Genomic DNA, 16,663 nt, shown 5'->3' on the forward strand with positions numbered 1-16,663 from the left:
CTTAATTATTTTTAGTAATTGCAACCATAGATGGGCGAATTACTCTATCTTTATATTTATAACCTTTTTGAATAACTTGTGCTATCTCTCCATCTTGTTTGGTTTCATCATTAACTTGCATAATTGCATTATGAAGATTAGGATCGAATTCACCATCAGTGGATATAACCTCTACGCTATGCTTATTAAATACTTTTGTAAAATTATCGATGGTAAGTTTAATGCCATCTATAATACTATTTATTGCAGAATCTTCTTTGGAAGTATCAATACCTTTTAGTGCAGATTCTAGTGTATCTAAGATTGGTAAAAAATCTTTTAATATACTCTCGTTTGCATACTCTAAAGCTTGATACTTATCTCTTTCTAATCTCTTTTTTATATTTTCAAATTCTGCATAAGCTCTCAAATATTTATCTTCTAGTTCTTTTATTTTTAAATCTTTGTTGATTTCTTCATTAGATTCTACTTCATCTAAACTTTCGTTAGCAGAATCTAAATTAGCATTAGAATCTTGCAATTCTTCATTTTGTTCATCATTATTTTGTTCGTTTTTTTCGCTCAATTTAACCTCCTTTTTTTAAGATGCAACTTCATTGTAAAATTCTTCATAATTACAACGTAACTTTCCAAAGATAAATATTTTTCCATAGTTATCATCAAGCTTAATATCTTGTATAATACCTAAATAGCCATCTGGAAATAAATCAAAATAAAAACCATTTTTTAATCTATAATAAATATGACTATTAATAATTTCTAGTATTAGACTTCCATTTGTGATGTTTAAAAATTCATAGCCAAAATTAAAAACTTCTATATTTGATATATATTCTAGTTTTTTAAATAAAGTATTTGCACATACACTCTTTGCTATGTTTTTAATATCATCAATATCTTGATGGATTAATTCTTGCATAAATGTATGTAAATGTGTTGAATATGGAACTACCACTTCATTATTATCAAAAACTAAAATACTATATTCATTTTCAAAATTTAACACCTTTTTTAAAATACCACTTTTTTTAAATCTAATATTGCAAAAAATTTCATATTTTTTACTAGCAAATTCTATTTTGCTTAAATTATTAATAATTAAAGTATTTTTTATAGAAAGTTTTTTTCTCCAATACTCCTTTAGTGTGTTATTTGTAGGGATCCTACCACTGCTTATATGAGGTTGTGATAATACACCCTCATCAACCAAGACTTTAAAGTAATTTCTTATAGTTGCAGATGATATTTTGATATCTACCATAAGACGCAAAGATTCTGAACCAATAGGCTCACCATCTTTGATATAAATAGCAATCATTTCGTCTAATAGTCTTTGCCTTTTATTCAAAATATCTCCTTAAGTTAAGAAATTCAAAATTAATTATAGCATATTTTTTAAAAAATTAGCACTCAAATAAAAATATTGCTATTTTATATAGAATTTAATATAAATATTAGTCTAATAATATCAACTTTTCTAACATAAATTATTTAATTATTTTGATATATATTGTAATATAATATAAATTTATTTAATTAAAATTCTAAATTTATGTTAAAATGACATAATGATAAAAAATGTAGATGAAAAAATTATAAAAGAGCTTAAGAATGTATCTTTAGCTATGTTTAGAAAAAACTTTTTTGATATATCTCACGGGGCAATTTCTCATAAAATAAATGAAAATAAATTCATTATTAATACAAGTAATGCAATTTTTGATGATATTTCACTAAAGAATCTTATAATCTTATCCCACAAGAGAGATTATAGTTATCAAGAGGCAAGTGCTGATGCAGTAATACATTCTAATATTTATCAGGAAATAAGCGAAGCAAGATGTATAGCATATACATTGCCACCATTTACCACAGCTTATTCTATTAATCATTTTAAAATTATCCCAAAAGATTATTATGGATATAAAAAATTTAGAGAAATATCAATTTATGATCCAAAGGAATTTAGTAGTTGGGAAGATAGAGCTGATGTAGAAATATGTAATTTTTTAAAGCAAAATAATACAAATGTGATTGTTGTAAAAGGTTTTGGAATTTATGTATATGGTAGAGATTTGTTTCATTTAGCACAAACTATTGCCTTAATTGAAAATAGCGTTAAAATTTTAACACTTCATAATTTAGAAAATACACTCTTTAAATATAAATTAGAGCTTATGAATAATAATTTAGTATAAAGAAAATTTAGCACACTTATATTAAGGAAAAAATATGTTTATTGAACTATTCAAATTTAAATGCTATTTAACTAATATTTTAGGAATACAATTATTTATCTTTATATTTATTTTTAGTGGATGTGCCATACAAGATATAGGACAAAATAGTAATATAGACCAAAATGATATTCAACAACAAAATACAAAAAATAAAATAAATCAAAATTATATTGATAATAATGTTAATGATATTAAGATAAAAGAGCCTAGTGTATCTATTAAAATTAGTTTTATTGGGGATAATGTATTAGGGGATTATAAAGGAGCAATAGGAGCTACTTTTAATAAAAAATTTTATGAGGTAAATGGAGATTATAAGTATTTTAGTAAAGGTGTTATTGATGTTCTTAGTAAAGATGATTTAAGTGTTGGAAATTTAGAGGGAGTGCTAAGCGATAAAAATCTTAATAATGCTTTTAAAAAACAATTTAGTTTTAAAGGTATTAGTAAATATGCAAATATTTTAAAAGAGGCTAGTATTGAGATTGTAAATATTGCAAATAATCATACTAGAGATTATGGAGTTGAGGGCTTTAAAGATACTTTGCATTCCTTAAATAGTGCCAATATCGAGTATTTTGGTGAAGGAAATTTAAATATTATAGAAATTAAAGGAAAGAAATTTGGTTTTGGTGGTCATCGTGGGTGGAATCTTAATATAAAAAACAAAGTAAGAGATGAGATTAAAAAGCTTTATAGTATGGGTGCTGATATTGTTATCTTTACATTTCATTGGGGAGAGGAGAGGGAAAATATCCCCAATAATATTCAAAGAGAACTAGCACATTTTGCTATTGATAATGGCGCTAGTTTAGTAATAGGTCATCATCCACATGTTTTACAAGGTATAGAGGAATATAAGGGTAGAAAAATAGTATATAGTTTAGGTAATTTTATATATGGTGGAGCTAAGAATCCAAAAGATAAAGATACTATAATATACCAAGCAGAATTTGTCTTTAATGGAAAAAGTAGCTTAGATTCTACTTATATTTCTAATTTATCGTCTATTGATACTTTAGAAAATAATATTACAATAGTCCATAATATAATACCTGCTAGCATTTCTTCTAAAGATAGTTATAATAATTATCAGCCATTAATATATGATAAATTTACTAAAGGATATAAAAGGATATTAGATAGATTAGAGAATTATAGTATTCCATTAAATAAGTCTAATTTTTAGATAAAAATTTCAGCAATCTTTTGCACTTTACCTTTAAAATATACTTCATTTTCTATTTTTCTTAAGTATAATTTTTCATTGCTTGGCGGGGTTAAAACAGCATTATTATTAATTTTATTGTTATATCGTGCTAGGAAATATACTGCTCCCATACCTGTTCCACAGGCAAGAGTAATATTTTCAACACCTCTTTCATAAGTTAATAAAGATATATTTTCTCTATCTAAAATACATGCAAGATTTACGTTTGCATTATATTTCAATCGTAGTTTTCTTAAGAAGTTAATTTCATAATCATTAAAATTATTTTTAGATTTTACAAATGAAACTAGATGAGGCACTCCAGAATCCAATAAAGAAAAATTAAGATTATCTTCAATTATATTTTCTTTTAGAATTGCAACCCTTCCTAAATTAATCTCAACCATATCATTAGACACATTTGCCTTAATCTCACCTGCACCACTTAAAAAAGTATGATTTTTTGAGGCTAGTTTATTATTATAAGCATAGTGGGCTACACACCTTGAGGCATTCCCACACATATTAGCATTGCTTCCATCAGAGTTATAAAATTCCCATTCATATGCAAATTTTTTATTAGGAAGTAACACTACAAATCCATCAGCTCCAATACCACTAAATCTATTACATAACTTTTTTGCAAGTTTAGAGCGATTTTTTTTAATGAATCCTATGCTAATTAAAAAATCATTTCCACTTGCATTATATTTTGTAAGCCACATTTTATTTCTTTAAGATTCTATAAATTAAATTAAAGCTTAATGTAAAAAATAATATTTTAAACACCCATTCACTTTGTTTGTGCATTGAAAGAAATTGATTTGTATTTATTGCTATTTCGCCTATCTTTTGCTGCTCTATAATATATGGTGTATAATAGAGACTAAACAAAAATATACAAATTACGCTAATTAAACTGCTTATAAATAATATGCTTTTTTGGGCTTTATATCCACTCTCAAGTTTAAGTGATAGAATCTCATAAAATGTTATTATGAAAGCTATAATTAACAAGAAAATATTAATTCTTGAAAATATCTCTGTCATCAAGATACCAGCTTCAAATTTCTCTAGTTCTATTCCAAAATCTTTTGCATAAAATAATACACTAGCAATAAATGCACCACTTGAAAATATAATACCTATACTAAGCCCAAGTAGCCATATATATATGGCTTTTATTGTATTGATAAAGTTTTTTGAAAAAAATATATTCATAATTTTCCTTTTATAAAATATTACTATTTTAAACTTAGATTCTAATTTTATATAGCTGTTTTGTATAGTAAAAATATTTCTCTAAAACTAAAATGGAAATTATATCTTCTCTTTGTTTATCAAAAAATTGTTTAGTGTATTCTTGGGCATTTTGTATAATATTTTTTGCTTTTGTTGGGTTTTGCCTATAATAGCATAATACTTCTTCTAAGTTGCTATAATCATCATTAATTTCAGCATAATGATAATTTGGAACTAGTGTTCCCTCCATAAACCAAGTTTCAAATTTTGGTTTTGGCATTATACAAAGTGAGTTTGAGCTCATCACCCATTTAAGGTTGCTTGCTACATCATTGCCTTCTAATGATAATAAAAATTTATATGGTAAATGTTTAGCAATGCTAATTTTTGGCTTTAGCCATTGCTTGTTTATAGATTTTGAGCCTGTGTGTCCTATATCACATATTTTATTATTGAAGTATTTTTCAAAGAATTTTATTCTATGTGATTGATAGATTCCACCACGATAAAAAAGTAAAGCTTTTTTATCATCAAAATTAAATCTATCATTGATAAAAGTAAAATGTCTTATTTTATCAAGGTTTAATAAAATAGAATTTTGATTTTTATTATACCCCCCCCCATTTGTTATTGGACGGGATTTTGTAATAGATGGTTTATCTAAAAAATAATTAATATCACCAAATGCAAAATAGGCTTTAAAATCTTTTGGAAAATACATAGCATATTCATAAGTATCAAAAAAATACACAGTTTTCTTTATAGTAAAGCGTAAAAATGAAAGTTCTTTAGAATCTTCTCCTAAAGTTTTAAAATCATTTAATCTGCAATAATAATTAACTCTATTTTTAATGTATTCTAAGTCATTTCTTTTATCTAATGATTTTAAAAGTTTTTCTCTATTCTTAGGAAGTAACAATGAAGGATAGAGACTTCTTAAAATAGCTTTTAGATTATAAATGAAATAGTTATTTTTCATTTCATAAAAGATGACCTAGTTTTTGCTTTTTAACCATTAGGTATTTTTTATTATATTTATTCGGAGTAGCAATTATGCTATCTCTTTTAACAGATACAAATTTAGATATAGCTTCTATTTTCTTAGGATTATTTGTAAGTAGGCAAATTTCATCAATGTTAAAATGTTTAAGTATCTTGCCAACTATTTTATAATCTCTATTGTCACTAGCAAATCCTAAAGCCTCATTTGCTTCAACTGTGTCATAACCTTTATCTTGTAGAGCATAAGCATTTATTTTGTTAAATAGTCCAATACCTCTTCCTTCTTGTCGTAAATAAATAATCATACCTTTTTCTTTAGATATCCTATTCATTGCTATGTGTAGTTCATCTCCACAATCACATTTTTTACTAGCTAATACATCTCCTGTTAAGCATTCAGAATGAATTCTAACCAATGGAGTTCTACTTAATTCTTTTGTCATAATAACTAAATGTTCTAAATTATCTTCTTTAAAAGATTGAATAATAAAGTTTCCAAATTTCGTTGGAAGGTTTGCTTGATTTGATATTTCCATAACTATTAATTCCTAAAAATATTGATTAAATAAAATTTTAGAAGTGGTGCGGGAAAGAGGACTCGAACCTCCACACCTTGCGGCGCCAGATCCTAAGTCTGGTGCGTCTACCAATTTCGCCATTCCCGCTCTTTGTAGTTTTAAGCTTGAAATTCTAGTTTAAGTTTTTTTAAAATTAGATAAAATTATATAAAATAGTTATAATATAAATTTCACGCCATTAATTTTAGAGATAATTTTAAAAATTTCATCTCTTTGCTGTTGATTTATTACTTTAATAGTAAAATTGTGACTACTATATTTTTCATTTTTGCTTTTTTTAGAGTCTTCTAACTTATATTCTAAATTCTTAAATTTATTTTTTATATTTTCATATAATTCATCTTTGTTTGTTGTAAATATTAAATATTCCCAAATAATTGGATATATTATTTCTTCATTCATTTATATTCACCTTTTAAGATATTAAGAATCTCATCAGGGATTCTTACAATTTTTTTATTTATTATATCTATACAAGCTAATCTTACATCACATTCAAAAATAAGTTTATTTTTTAAAAAAATGTTTTGCTTTAGAATAACACTGCTATAACCAAGCCTTAAGATTTTACTTTCTATCTCTAATAAATCTCCTAGTTTTGCACTAGATATAAAATTTGCATTTAAACTTTTAACTACAAAACCAATAGTTTTTATATTTGGCGTTTTGTTAGAGCTAAAAAATATTTCACTTCTTGCTCTTTCGCAATATTTAATGTAGTTTGTATGATAAACTATTCCGCCACAATCAGTATCTTCATAATAGATTCTTACTTTATATTTTTGCAAGACTTTCCTTTTTTATCATTGATAATTTTTAAAGTATAACAAAGCTAATTTAAAATATTTTTAAAGGTTTAAGAAAATTTTTTATAAAATTATTGTTTTGATTTAATCCAAAGGGAGATTATTAAATAGATTATGGAAGATTTGTTAAATAATACAGATATTATTGATGTTAATATTGAAGATTCTATTACTGATAGTTATTTAGATTATTCTATGAGTGTTATTGTAGGTAGGGCATTGCCTGATGCAAAAGATGGCTTAAAGCCTGTTCATAGAAGGATTCTTTATGCTATGAATGATTTAGGTGTTACTTCTAATTCTGCTTATAAAAAGAGTGCAAGAATTGTAGGTGATGTAATAGGTAAATACCACCCACATGGAGATACTGCTGTATATGACGCACTAGTTAGAATGGCACAGGATTTTTCTATGAGATTAGAGCTTGTTGATGGACAAGGGAACTTTGGTTCAATAGATGGTGATAGTGCCGCAGCTATGAGATATACTGAAGCTAGAATGACAAAAGCAGCTGAAGAAATAATGAGGGATATTGATAAAGATACTATTGATTTTATCCCTAATTATGATGACACACTAAAAGAACCAGAAGTTATGCCTACTAGAATCCCAAATCTTCTTATTAATGGTTCAAGTGGTATAGCTGTTGGTATGGCAACAAATATACCAACTCATAGAATTGATGAAGTAATTGACGCATTGATTTATTTAATTGATAATAATAATGCAAATTTAGAAGATATAATGGAATTTATAGTAGGACCAGATTTTCCAACAGGCGGAATTATTTTCGGTAGAAATGGAATTAAAGAAGCTTATGAAAGTGGTAAGGGTAAAATTAAGATTCGTGCAAAAACTCATATTGAAAAAACAAAACAAAGGGATATTATAGTAATTGATGAACTTCCATATCAAGTAAATAAAGCTAGGCTTGTAGAACAAATTAATGATCTTGCAAAAGAAAAAGTTATAGATGGTGTTTATGAAGTTAGAGATGAGAGTGATAGAGACGGTATCCGTGTAGTAATTGAGCTTAAAAAAGATGCAATGTATGAGATAGTATTAAATCATCTTTTTAAAACTACTACAATGGAAATTACATTCGGGATAATATTACTTGCAATTAATAATAAAGAGCCAAAGGTCTTTACTCTTCTAGAATTATTACATCTTTTTTTAAATCATAGGAGAACTATTGTAATTAGAAGAAGTCTTTTTGAGCTAGAAAAAGCAAGGGCTAGAGCACATATTTTAGAGGGCTTAAAAATAGCATTAGATAATATTGATGCTGTAATTAAGCTAATAAGAAGTTCTAGTGATACACAGGTAGCAAAAGATGGATTAATACAAAATTTTTCCCTTAGTGAAGCACAAGCAAAAGCAATATTAGAGATGAGATTGCAAAGATTAACAGGATTAGAAAGAGATAAGATTGAATCTGAATATAAGCAACTATTGCAAGAAATAGAATATTTAAGTGCTATTTTAAAAAGTCAAGATAAATTAAATGGAATTATTAAAGATGAGTTAAAAGAAATTAAAGATAAGTTTAGCACAGAGCGTAAGACTAGAATTGAAGATGATTATGAAACTATTGATATTGAGGATTTGATACCAAATGAGAGTGTAGTAGTTACAATGAGCCATAGAGGTTATGTAAAGCGAGTTCAGCTAAAAGTTTATGAAAAGCAAAATAGAGGTGGCAAAGGAAAGATTAGTGGCAATACGCATGATGATGATTTTATAGAATCATTTTTCATTGCAAATACTCACGATACAATAATGTTTATCACAAATACAGGTCAGTTATATTGGTTAAAGGTGTATAAAATTCCAGAGGCAAGTAGAACTGCTATTGGTAAGGCTGTGGTAAATTTAATTAATAAAGAACAAAGTGAAAGGATTATGGCAACTATCACTACAACAGACTTTAATGATGACAAGTCTTTGGTATTTTTCACTAAAAAAGGGGTAATAAAAAGGACAAACCTAAGTGAGTATAAAAATATTCGTTCAAATGGTATAAAGGCAATTAATTTAGATAATGATGATGAATTAATTACAGCACATATTGCAAATCCACAAACAAAAGATGTCTTAATTGCTACATATAAAGGATATGCTCTTAGATTTCCGCTTGAAAAGACTAGGGAACAAGGAAGAGTTAGCAGAGGAGTAACAGGAATTAAATTTAAATTCAAAGATGATTTTGTTGTAGGTGCTATTATGTTAGAAAATGATGATGATAAAATATTTAGTGTTAGTGAGCTTGGTATTGGCAAACAAACACTAGCTAAAGAATATCGCCTTACAAATCGTGCTGGTAAGGGTGTTATTGCAATGAAGCTCACAGAAAAAACAGGCAATTTAGTAAATGTATTAAGTTTTAATAATAATAATTTAGATTTAATGCTTCTTACAAGTAGTGGAAAAATTATTCGTGTAGAGGCTGATAAAATCCGTGATACAAGCAGAAATACGAGTGGTGTTAAGCTAATATCTCTTGATAAAAAAGATAAGGTAGTTCATATATCACAATGTCAAAAAGAAGAAAAAGATTTAGATGATTTAGAAGAATTTAATGTATAAAGAGTTATGAGGGTTATATTTTTTCTTTTCTTAAGCTTTATTCTATCTTTTGGGAATGAATATATCATCTCATATAGAGCAATTGTTAAGAATCATATTTTAATGGGAGAAGAATATAATGTATCAAAAGCACTTTCTAAAAGCAAGTCTTATGAAGTTGTTGGGGAATGTAATTTGATAGATTCTAAGTTTGATTTAGATTCTGCTAATGCTATATATCTAGCATTAAAGGATAATAAAGATGAAATCTTAGAATGTTTTAATAAATTTATTGATAATAATATTAGAGATGATGTAAAGTATATTAATAATGCAATACATTCTAAAATCTCATTTAGTATAAAACCACAAAGGGTTATAGCGTATTTTAAAGATGGTAAAATTAATATTAAAATTATTAAGAGATAAAGTATGAATATAGTTATTGTAGATGATGATATAAATTTAAGAAAATCCTTAGAAATATCTCTTAGTGAGTATAAAGAGTTTAAAATTAAAAGTTATAAAAATGCAAAAGATGCTTTAAAAAATATTGATGATAGTTGTGATTTAATAATTACAGATATAAATATGCCAGATATGAATGGTATAGATTTTTTAAAAAAACTAGATTCAAAATTTGAGGCAATAATAATAACAGGTTATGCCTCTATAAATATAGCTATTGAAGCCTTAAGGCTTGGCGTAAAAGATTTTTTTATAAAAACAGAACTTGATATTGATTTATTAGTTGAGGCAATAAAACGCTCACAAAAAGAAAAAATAATTAAATCTAAGATTTCTACTAAAAAGCAACCAAGTAAAATAGTTTTGGAGGGCAAGAATCTAGTATTTATTAAAAATCTAGCCTTAAAGAGTGCTAAAAGTGATGCAAATGTATTGTTATTAGGTGAGAGCGGTGTTGGAAAGGAAGTTTTTGCAAAGTTTATTCACGATAATTCAGAGAGAAAAGATTATCCATTTATTGCTATAAATATGGCAGCTTTACCAGAAAATTTACTAGAATCTGAATTATTTGGATATGAAAAAGGAGCTTTCACTGATGCAAGTAATTCTAAAATGGGTTTATTTGAGGTAGCACATAAAGGAAGTGTATTTTTAGATGAAATAGGTGAAATGCCACTTAACCTACAAGCAAAGCTTCTTCGTGTGCTTCAAGAAAGAGAGATTACAAGGTTAGGTGGAGTAAAAAGTATTAAGATTGATGTTAGATTTATTTCTGCGACAAATGCAAATATAGAAGATAAGGTTTATAACCATAATTTCAGAGAGGATTTATTTTATCGTCTTCAAACAATACCAATTAGAATTCCTCCATTAAGAGAAAGAAAAGATGAAATTATAAACATAGCAGAATCTCATCTAAAAAATACTGCTAAAACTTATAAATGTGGTAACAAGATATTATCAAAAGAAGCAAAAGAATATTTATTAAGCTATAAATGGCCTGGTAATATTAGGGAATTATTAAGTATTATTGAGAGGGCTACAATTTTAAGTGAAGGGGAGATAATATCAAAAGATGATTTATTTTTAGAGCCTAGGATTGAAAAAAAACCAAAAAAATTAGATGAATTAGAAAAAGAATATATTAAAGAAGCTTATTTAGAAAATCATAGAGATATTGAACAAACTGCAAATATGTTAGGAATGAGCATTGATTTAGTTAAATATAAATTAATTAAATTTAAAATTATTTAGAATTCCTATCACTAAATTTATAATTGCTTAAATATACGTTAGAAGAATTTAATATTTTAAATATACTTTAAAAGATATATCTTAGTATTTAACTTACTACTAAAATTAGCCAAACTTTCATAATAGCAATCAAAATAATTATAAGCTTGATGATATTTTTAAAGTTTTTATAAAAAATTACTTTTTATTATTCTTTATCTTTATCACCAAGCCTCTAGTTTTATAGTAATATATGATATTTATTAAATCTTGTTTTGTATTTCTTTGCAGTGCAAAATTGGATTAAACTCAATTATGCTAGATTCTGCTAGATTGTTTTTAATAAAAGGGTCATTGAGGCTAAATTCCTTAGCTTCATTAATATTATTAAAAATACCAATTATAATACCACCGGTTTTTGGATTTTGAGGACCTGATGCTAATAATATACCTTTTTCATAGCCAATTTTTAAGTATTCTCTATGGCTTGCTAAATTCTTCTCAATTTCTTCTAAACTAGTTTTATAATTTACATTTATAATAAATATATTTTTCATTTTTAGCCCCTTTAGCCCCTTATATCAAATAACTATATGTCAAATAGTTCTGTACTAAGATATCTTTCACCTGTATCATTTAGAATAGTTAAAATATTTTTATTTGGATATTTTTTAGCTAGTAGTTTTGCACTATAAAAATTAGCTCCAGATGAAATACCAACTAATAATCCCTCTTTTTCCGCTAATTCTCTTGCAGCAATATATGCGTCATTAGAATCTACTTTTATTATCTCTTTATATATTGTTGTATTTAGGTTATCTGGCACAAATCCAGCCCCAATTCCTTGAATTTTATGAGCTCCAGGATTTCCTCCACTTAACACGGGACTATCTTTTGGCTCCACTGCTATTATTTCTATACTTGGATTCTTGTTTTTTAATATTTCTCCAACCCCACTTAAGCACCCTCCTGTTCCAACTCCAGCTACAAAAACATCAATTTTAATATCACCAAGTGCTTCTAAAATTTCTTTTGCTGTGGTATTTCTATGTATATTTGGATTGCTTGGATTGCTAAATTGATCTAATATTATTGAATCCTTTATCTCATTATGCAGTTCTTTTGCTCTCTCAACCGCTCCTTTCATACCTTTTTCTTTAGGAGTTAGTTCTAATTCTGCTCCAAATATTGATATTATTTTTCTTCTTTCAATACTCATAGATTCTGGCATTGTTATAATTAACTTTAGTCCAAGAGATGCACATATGCTTGCAAGTCCAATACCTGTGTTTCCGCTTGTAGGTTCTATTATGGTTGTATTTTTTGTAATTTTATTAGAATCTAAAGCATCTTTTATCATTGAATAAGATATTCTATCTTTTATAGACCCTGTTGGATTCATAAATTCACATTTTACAAAAATATTCGCTTGAGTGTTTATATTATTAATCTTAAGTGTTGGTGTGTTACCTATTAATTCAGTTACATTTTGATAAATTTTCATAGTTAATCCTTATTTAGTGTATTCATATTTTAAAAAGAATATATTATACTATGTAAAAGGAAATTTTAAGCAGATATTTTATTAATTAAGGAGAAACTTTATGGAATTTAAAGCTAAGTATTTGAATCAAAAAGAATTAAGAGCAAGAGATAATGTCCCTCCATTAGCAATAAATACAGATGAGATAAAAAATATAATAGAGTTGATAAAAAGTAATAAAGATGTAGATTTTGCTAAAGATCTATTAATTAATCGTGTTTCACCGGGTGTTGATGAAAGTGCTAAGATCAAAGCAGAATTTTTAGGAGATATTTTGGAAGATAGAATAAAAGTAGATTCTATTTCTAAACAAGAAGCAATTAAAATTTTAAGCACTATGGTCGGTGGATATAATATTAAGCCTTTAATTATAGGTTTAAGTGATAAAGATTTTGTTATTGCTAAGGAGTGTGCTAATGCTCTTAAAAATCTAATTTTTGTTTATGATAATTTTGATACAATCGCAGAATTAAGCAAAAATAATAGTTTTGCAAGAGAAGTTATAGAATCTTGGGCAAATGCAGAATGGTTTTTAAATAAAAAGCCTCTAGATGAGAAGATAGAAGTTGTTGCATTAAAGATTGATGGAGAAACAAATACTGATGATTTAAGTCCTGCAGGAGATGCATTTACAAGGAGTGATATACCACTTCACGCACAAGCTATGCTTAAAAATAGAATTACAAATTCAAAAGAAAGATTAGATTCTATTAAAAAATTTGGAAAAGTAGCTTATGTAGGAGATGTTGTAGGAACAGGAAGTTCTAGAAAGTCTGCTTGTAATTCTATAATGTGGCATTTCGGAGATGAAATACCATTTATTCCTAATAAAAAAAGTGGCGGAATTGTAATAGGGGGAGTCATAGCACCAATATTTTTTAATACTTGTCAGGATAGTGGATGCCTTCCTATAGTTGCAAATGTAGAAAATATCAAAGAAGGTGATAAATTAATAATATATCCATATAAAGGAATTATAGAATGTAATGGTAAAGAGGTTACTAAATTTACTTTAGAGCCAAATACTATATTTGATGAGATCCGTTCAGGTGGTAGAATAAACTTAATTATAGGCAGAAAACTAACAAATAAAGCTAGAGAGTTTTTAAAAATGGGAGAAGAAAATATATTTGCAAAACCAATTTTTCCAAGAGATTCTACTAATGGATATACATTAGCGCAAAAGATAATAGGTATGGCTTGTGGTAAAAAAGGTGTTAGAGTAGGGGAATATTGTGAGCCAATAACTACAACTGTTGGATCGCAAGATACTACTGGTGCAATGACTAGAGATGAGATTAAAGAAATGGCTGCATTAAAATTTAGCTCAGATTTTGTTATGCAAAGTTTTTGCCATACTGCTGCTTATCCAAAAGATGCAGATGTTTCCCTTCAAGCAACATTACCTAGTTTTATAACAAGTCGTGGTGGGGTTTCCTTGCGTCCAAAAGATGGGGTTATACACTCTTGGCTTAATAGATTTACACTTCCAGATACCCTAGGCACAGGTGGAGATTCTCATACTAGATTCCCAATAGGTATTAGTTTTCCAGCAGGTAGTGGATTAGTAGCGTTTGCTGCTGTAAATGGTATTATGCCTCTTAATGTTCCGCCTTCTGTTTTGGTTAGATTTAAGGGTGAATTAAACGAGGGAATTACACTTAGAGATTTAGTAAATGCAATACCGTATTATGCTATTAAAAAAGGATTATTAAGTGTTGAGAAAAAGAATAAGAAAAATATCTTTAATGGTAAGATTTTAGAAATTGAGGGATTACCGAAGTTAAAGGTAGAACAAGCATTTGAATTAAGTGATGCTAGTGCTGAAAGAAGTGCGGCTGCCTGTGTAATAAAGTTAGATAAAGAGCCAATAATAGAATATTTAAAATCAAATATTGCATTGATTAATGCAATGATTAATAATGGATATGAAAGCAAAGAAACATTACAAAGAAGGGCTAAAAAAATGCAGGATTGGATTGATAACCCAATTCTATTAGAAGCTGATAGTGATGCTCAATATGAAGAAATAATTGAAATTGATTTAAAAGAAATTACAGAACCAATAGTTGCTTGTCCAAATGACCCAGATGATGTTGCTACTCTTAGTGAAGTGTTGTCTAATACAAATCGTCCTCATCTCATCGATGAAGTATTTTTAGGTAGCTGTATGACAAATATAGGACTATTTAGGGCTTTTGGTGAAGTAATAAAAGGTGAAGGGCAGTTAAACAGTAGAATTTGGGTTGCTCCTCCTACAAAAATGGATGAAAAACAATTAATGCAAGAAGGCTATTATGCTATATTTGGAACAAGTGGTGCTAGAATGGAAGCCCCGGGTTGTAGTTTATGTATGGGGAATCAAGCAAGGGTAAAAGATAATTCAGTAGTATTTTCAACTAGCACAAGAAATTTTGATAATAGAATGGGTAAGGGTGCAAAAGTATATTTGGGTAGTGCAGAGTTAGCTGCGGTATGTGCTATAATGGGCAAGATTCCAAATAAAGAAGAATATTTAGATATTATTAATAAAAAAATTGATAAAAAAGACCAAATTTATACATACCTGAATTTTAATCTAATTGATAATTTCTCTCTTTAAAAAATAAAATATGTGATATAATTCACATATTTTTTGGTGGGGGAAATTAAAGTATATGCTTACTTTTAAGTGGAATAAATCATATGTAACTAATATAGATACAATAGATGAGCAACATAAAATGCTTGTTAATATGATTAATAAATTAGGTGAGAGTATTTTTTCAAAAGAACGATTATCTGTAGATATTTTAGACAAATATTTTGAGAATCTTGCTTTATATGCAAAAGTTCATTTTAGAGATGAAGAAGTGTATATGAGTGAGTTTAATGTAGATGAGAGACATCAAAATGCACACAAACACGCACATAATATGTTTTTACAGGAAGCTGCAAAACTTTATGAAGCTGTTAAAAATGATTTAATTGGACCAGAATTTTTATTCCATTTTTTGGCAAATTGGATTTCTATACATATCTTAGGTACAGATAAAATTTTAGCAAAACAAATTAATTTTATAAAGCAAGGAAAAAGTCCAAAAAATGCTTTTGATAGCGTGCAAGAAATAGTTGATGAAACAGTTGCACCACTTTTATATGCAGTTAATCAGCTTTTTTCAAGAACAACGAATATGAATCATAGAATTATGAGTTTAAATAAATCCCTTGAAGAGCAAGTTAAAGCTAGAACAGAAGAATTACAAAAAGTGAATAATACCCTCAAAGCAATGGCTTTAACTGACTCTCTAACAGAGTTAGGAAATAGAAGAGCAGCAGTCGCATATCTTCAAAATGAATGGAAAAAACCATTTGATGATAGAGTTACCATAACTTGCATTATGATTGATATTGATAAATTTAAGCATATTAATGATACTCAAGGACATGAATGTGGAGATAAAGTTTTAAAAATAGTTGCTAGAGCTATTAGAGATTCTGTTAGAAATGATGATTTTGTTTGTAGATTGGGTGGGGATGAATTTGTAGTTTTATCTAATAATACCAACCTTACTTATATTATGAAATTAGCAGAGCATATCAGACTACAAATATCTCAAATAAGATTGGAATTTCCTAGTGATGTTTGGGAGGGTAGCATATCTCTTGGTGTAGCACAAAGAGATGATTCTACAAAAACTTATATTGACTTATTAAAAAAGGCTGATGAAGGTTTATATTTAGCTAAGCAAGCTGGTAGGAATCAAATAGGTTGTGTATAAAATTTTGATTAA

General features: G+C 27.4%; 17 protein-coding genes and 1 tRNA gene. 7 read left to right on the forward strand and 11 right to left on the reverse strand.

Translation table 11 applies throughout. The features are described from left to right. Position 1: 1 nt before the first annotated feature. Together grpE and CQA44_RS06915 are read right to left on the reverse strand one after the other, a co-directional pair. Positions 2-565: a nucleotide exchange factor GrpE gene (grpE, locus tag CQA44_RS06910; RefSeq protein ID WP_115546552.1), complete on the reverse strand. Its 564-nt coding sequence runs from the start codon at positions 563-565 to the stop codon at positions 2-4. Between the two features lie 15 nt (positions 566-580). Next, positions 581-1,348, reverse strand: a complete 768-nt coding sequence (locus tag CQA44_RS06915) for an HrcA family transcriptional regulator (RefSeq protein WP_115546553.1) — start codon at positions 1,346-1,348, stop codon at positions 581-583. A gap of 220 nt (positions 1,349-1,568) precedes the next feature. On the opposite strand from CQA44_RS06915, the gene CQA44_RS06920 reads away from it, so the two are divergent. Both CQA44_RS06920 and CQA44_RS06925 read left to right on the forward strand, forming a co-directional pair. Continuing rightward, positions 1,569-2,198: a class II aldolase and adducin N-terminal domain-containing protein gene (locus CQA44_RS06920; protein ID WP_115546554.1), complete on the forward strand. Its 630-nt coding sequence runs from the start codon at positions 1,569-1,571 to the stop codon at positions 2,196-2,198. A gap of 34 nt (positions 2,199-2,232) precedes the next feature. Next, positions 2,233-3,429: a CapA family protein gene (locus CQA44_RS06925; RefSeq protein WP_115546555.1), complete on the forward strand. Its 1,197-nt coding sequence runs from the start codon at positions 2,233-2,235 to the stop codon at positions 3,427-3,429. On the opposite strand, the gene dapF is transcribed toward CQA44_RS06925, so the two are convergent. From dapF to CQA44_RS06960, 7 genes are all read right to left on the reverse strand, one after another. Further along, positions 3,426-4,175 (reverse strand): diaminopimelate epimerase, encoded by a 750-nt coding sequence (gene dapF, locus CQA44_RS06930; protein ID WP_115546556.1) that lies wholly within the window; start codon positions 4,173-4,175, stop codon positions 3,426-3,428. The genes CQA44_RS06925 and dapF overlap by 4 nt on opposite strands. Before the next feature lies 1 nt (position 4,176). Next, on the reverse strand, positions 4,177-4,671 hold the full coding sequence (locus CQA44_RS06935) for a DUF4149 domain-containing protein (RefSeq protein ID WP_115546557.1): 495 nt from the start codon (positions 4,669-4,671) through the stop codon (positions 4,177-4,179). A 34-nt stretch (positions 4,672-4,705) separates the two neighbouring features. Beyond that, positions 4,706-5,671 carry a glycosyl transferase family 90 gene (locus CQA44_RS06940; RefSeq protein WP_115546558.1) on the reverse strand — a complete coding sequence of 322 codons (966 nt, stop codon included), beginning with the start codon at positions 5,669-5,671 and terminating at the stop codon, positions 4,706-4,708. Between the two features lies 1 nt (position 5,672). Beyond that, positions 5,673-6,230 (reverse strand): GTP cyclohydrolase II, encoded by a 558-nt coding sequence (ribA, locus tag CQA44_RS06945; RefSeq protein WP_115546559.1) that lies wholly within the window; start codon positions 6,228-6,230, stop codon positions 5,673-5,675. A gap of 44 nt (positions 6,231-6,274) precedes the next feature. After that, positions 6,275-6,359: transfer RNA gene (locus CQA44_RS06950), tRNA-Leu, on the reverse strand. Positions 6,360-6,428: 69 nt separating this feature from the next. Next, positions 6,429-6,674, reverse strand: coding sequence for a DUF493 family protein (locus CQA44_RS06955; RefSeq protein WP_115546560.1), 246 nt, complete (start codon positions 6,672-6,674; stop codon positions 6,429-6,431). Beyond that, entirely contained in the window at positions 6,671-7,060 is a 390-nt protein-coding gene (locus CQA44_RS06960; protein ID WP_115546561.1) for a YbgC/FadM family acyl-CoA thioesterase, read from the reverse strand. The genes CQA44_RS06955 and CQA44_RS06960 overlap by 4 nt, the downstream gene beginning before the upstream one ends. A 132-nt stretch (positions 7,061-7,192) precedes the next feature. On the opposite strand from CQA44_RS06960, the gene gyrA reads away from it, so the two are divergent. From gyrA to CQA44_RS06975, 3 genes are read left to right on the forward strand one after another with little or no spacing between them, the layout of a single operon-like run. Next, positions 7,193-9,667 (forward strand): DNA topoisomerase (ATP-hydrolyzing) subunit A, encoded by a 2,475-nt coding sequence (gene gyrA, locus CQA44_RS06965; protein WP_115546562.1) that lies wholly within the window; start codon positions 7,193-7,195, stop codon positions 9,665-9,667. A 6-nt stretch (positions 9,668-9,673) separates the two neighbouring features. Beyond that, on the forward strand, positions 9,674-10,075 hold the full coding sequence (locus CQA44_RS06970; protein ID WP_115546563.1) for a hypothetical protein: 402 nt from the start codon (positions 9,674-9,676) through the stop codon (positions 10,073-10,075). A 3-nt stretch (positions 10,076-10,078) separates the two neighbouring features. Continuing rightward, positions 10,079-11,368: a sigma-54 dependent transcriptional regulator gene (locus CQA44_RS06975; RefSeq protein WP_115546564.1), complete on the forward strand. Its 1,290-nt coding sequence runs from the start codon at positions 10,079-10,081 to the stop codon at positions 11,366-11,368. 242 nt (positions 11,369-11,610) lie between these two features. On the opposite strand, the gene CQA44_RS06980 is transcribed toward CQA44_RS06975, so the two are convergent. Both CQA44_RS06980 and cysK read right to left on the reverse strand, forming a co-directional pair. Next, positions 11,611-11,904, reverse strand: a complete 294-nt coding sequence (locus CQA44_RS06980; RefSeq protein ID WP_115546565.1) for a YciI family protein — start codon at positions 11,902-11,904, stop codon at positions 11,611-11,613. 32 nt (positions 11,905-11,936) lie between these two features. Then, positions 11,937-12,851 (reverse strand): cysteine synthase A, encoded by a 915-nt coding sequence (gene cysK, locus CQA44_RS06985; RefSeq protein ID WP_115546566.1) that lies wholly within the window; start codon positions 12,849-12,851, stop codon positions 11,937-11,939. A 100-nt stretch (positions 12,852-12,951) separates the two neighbouring features. Here cysK and acnB point away from each other — a divergent pair, with 100 nt between their 5' ends. After that, complete coding sequence (gene acnB, locus CQA44_RS06990) at positions 12,952-15,492, forward strand: bifunctional aconitate hydratase 2/2-methylisocitrate dehydratase (RefSeq protein WP_115546567.1); 2,541 nt, start codon at positions 12,952-12,954, stop codon at positions 15,490-15,492. A gap of 55 nt (positions 15,493-15,547) precedes the next feature. Then, positions 15,548-16,651 carry a GGDEF domain-containing protein gene (locus CQA44_RS06995; protein ID WP_115546568.1) on the forward strand — a complete coding sequence of 368 codons (1,104 nt, stop codon included), beginning with the start codon at positions 15,548-15,550 and terminating at the stop codon, positions 16,649-16,651. The last annotated feature ends 12 nt before the right edge of the window (positions 16,652-16,663 follow it).

It is taken from the genome of Helicobacter sp. MIT 14-3879, assembly GCF_003364125.1.

Bases quoted from the DNA above. Each gene is read 5' to 3' on its own strand.
- CQA44_RS06920 (WP_115546554.1), top strand. From the start codon at position 1,569: ATGATAAAAAATGTAGATGAAAAAATTATAAAAGAGCTTAAGAATGTA.
- CQA44_RS06955 (WP_115546560.1), bottom strand. From the start codon at position 6,674: ATGAATGAAGAAATAATATATCCAATTATTTGGGAATATTTAATATTT.
- dapF (WP_115546556.1), bottom strand. From the start codon at position 4,175: ATGTGGCTTACAAAATATAATGCAAGTGGAAATGATTTTTTAATTAGC.
- cysK (WP_115546566.1), bottom strand. From the start codon at position 12,851: ATGAAAATTTATCAAAATGTAACTGAATTAATAGGTAACACACCAACA.
- ribA (WP_115546559.1), bottom strand. From the start codon at position 6,230: ATGGAAATATCAAATCAAGCAAACCTTCCAACGAAATTTGGAAACTTT.
- CQA44_RS06940 (WP_115546558.1), bottom strand. From the start codon at position 5,671: ATGAAAAATAACTATTTCATTTATAATCTAAAAGCTATTTTAAGAAGT.
- CQA44_RS06970 (WP_115546563.1), top strand. From the start codon at position 9,674: ATGAGGGTTATATTTTTTCTTTTCTTAAGCTTTATTCTATCTTTTGGG.
- CQA44_RS06980 (WP_115546565.1), bottom strand. From the start codon at position 11,904: ATGAAAAATATATTTATTATAAATGTAAATTATAAAACTAGTTTAGAA.
- CQA44_RS06995 (WP_115546568.1), top strand. From the start codon at position 15,548: ATGCTTACTTTTAAGTGGAATAAATCATATGTAACTAATATAGATACA.
- gyrA (WP_115546562.1), top strand. From the start codon at position 7,193: ATGGAAGATTTGTTAAATAATACAGATATTATTGATGTTAATATTGAA.
- CQA44_RS06975 (WP_115546564.1), top strand. From the start codon at position 10,079: ATGAATATAGTTATTGTAGATGATGATATAAATTTAAGAAAATCCTTA.
- acnB (WP_115546567.1), top strand. From the start codon at position 12,952: ATGGAATTTAAAGCTAAGTATTTGAATCAAAAAGAATTAAGAGCAAGA.
- CQA44_RS06935 (WP_115546557.1), bottom strand. From the start codon at position 4,671: ATGAATATATTTTTTTCAAAAAACTTTATCAATACAATAAAAGCCATA.
- CQA44_RS06925 (WP_115546555.1), top strand. From the start codon at position 2,233: ATGTTTATTGAACTATTCAAATTTAAATGCTATTTAACTAATATTTTA.